This window comes from Limnospira sp. (assembly GCF_051859755.1).
Classification (GTDB): Bacteria; Cyanobacteriota; Cyanobacteriia; order Cyanobacteriales; family Microcoleaceae; genus Limnospira; species Limnospira fusiformis.
Genome location: NZ_JBIMLI010000308.1, coordinates 1 through 1,764, shown reverse-complemented (window position 1 = coordinate 1,764; position 1,764 = coordinate 1). Strand labels below are relative to the sequence as shown.

Annotated in this window: 1 pseudogene; it reads right to left on the bottom strand. The window is 45.9% G+C overall.

Annotated elements, in window-relative coordinates:
• Positions 1-782: 782 nt before the first annotated feature.
• A pseudogene (locus ACTIE0_RS24175) lies at positions 783-1,688 on the bottom strand (HNH endonuclease); the annotation flags it as partial.
• Between the last annotated feature and the right edge of the window lie 76 nt (positions 1,689-1,764).

The following is a 1,764-nucleotide window of genomic DNA, read 5'->3' as shown; positions in this document are numbered from 1 at the left end:
AGCAGTTTGATTCTCTCCATGATGCCATGGATTCCGTTCTCAAAGCTGCGTCCTAACCACCTTGACTAATGCTATAGGTTACACCTCGGAGCCTTCCGTTCCCCGCTTCAATCCCAGAATTGTGAATCCTGAAACTGGGGGTGGCTATCGCCGTTACTCTCAACTTTCTGCTATACTAGGTGGGTCACAACTCCATCGTTCTAGCTTTCTGTCTTGACCTTGAGTCTCTCTGCCTTATCTGGGGGTCTCCAGATGTTGAGACACATAGATAGTTATCGGATGGTCAGGGCGCACTCCTTATATTCAACCAAGGGCTCTAAGTCCCACTAGGAGGCTATTTCAGGCATTGCAGCCCTATTTCACTCCTAAACGTCTCGCACAATGCGGCAGTGAATATCCTAAAACGCGGACTAGCTACGGCGGGGCACGCCGGAACTTACGCTGGGGGAGATTGGCTCTCTTGGGCTGTTGGTGCGAACCTGCGGTCTAATGGCGAGTCGCGCGAACCAAGAATCCCCGTCTCTTTAGAGCGGGGAGTGTCAAAACAGCCCGTTAAAAAATGTAATAATGCCTTAATAATGCTTTAATGAATGGATGTCAGTCCTGTAGGGGTAGATGAAATGGCTTTCCTGCGGTGCAGGCTCCAAGGGTCTGTAAGGACTGGGAAACAACCATAGTCCCTACAGATTAAATTTGACCCCGCCTAGTAGGGGTCGAGAGAGATGTCGCCATCTCCCCCTCCCATACAAAACCGTGCGTGAGACTTTCGCCTCACACGGCTCCTAGTCTGATTGCTCCATTGTTAGGGATACAGCTTTAGCGTTATCAAGCGCCGTTTTATCATCGCGGGTGTGGCGATGTAGTAGCTGAAGATTTTTGTATTCATCCTTTCCGCCTTGGCTTCGAGGTACAATGTGGTCTACTTCAACTATGTCCGATGGTGCGAAATACTGTCCACACCAGGTACATCTACCTTTTTGTTTTTTGAGTAGTTTTGCTACCCTGTTGGGCGTGTCGATTGCTTGTCCTTTTCTGGTTGCCCAGTAAGTCCAGTTTCCCTCGTATGGTGTTGCATCGGGGCGTATAATGGTGTGTCTGACAGTCGGCGTGTAACTATGTTTCCATAGTGTGAATCCATCCTTAGTCTGGAACAACCAAGATTCATGTCTTTCTTTCCCATTACTAAGTCTAACCGTTCCATGACTGAAATAGTTTCTTAGCTTCTTGTAACTTGCCTTTCCGCATCTTGATACTGTCCATGCCCTTAACATTAACCAGACTATATGGTCTAGTTTATTGAAGGTCTCTGATGAGACTACCGCTGAATAGTAGTTTGACCATCCTCGAATAATCGGGTTTAGCTTGCTAATCAGGGCTGATTGAGGTGCTGTTTTAAGTTGTTTTATTACACCTTTAATCGCTTCTGTATGGACTTTAACTGCTTTTTTTCTGGGTTTTATGTTAGTTTTGAATCCTCACATTTTGTGGGGGGTTTTATTAAATAAGAAGCCTCCTTTTCTTCTTCCCCCATGTTTCCCAGATTTATATTTTCCTACCGGGTATTGCCTGATATTAAATCCTAGAAAGTCGAACCCTGGTTCCTCTGTTTTTCCATCATACTCAATACGTTTGAGCGTGTGACAGATTCGAGTCTTTTCATGTTTTATTTCTAGTCCAACAGGTTTTAACCCTACATTCCGCAGGTTGATAGGTAATTAACCGGATGCGTAGTAATAGCGCTCAACGGGTGGACCGAAGAGGTGA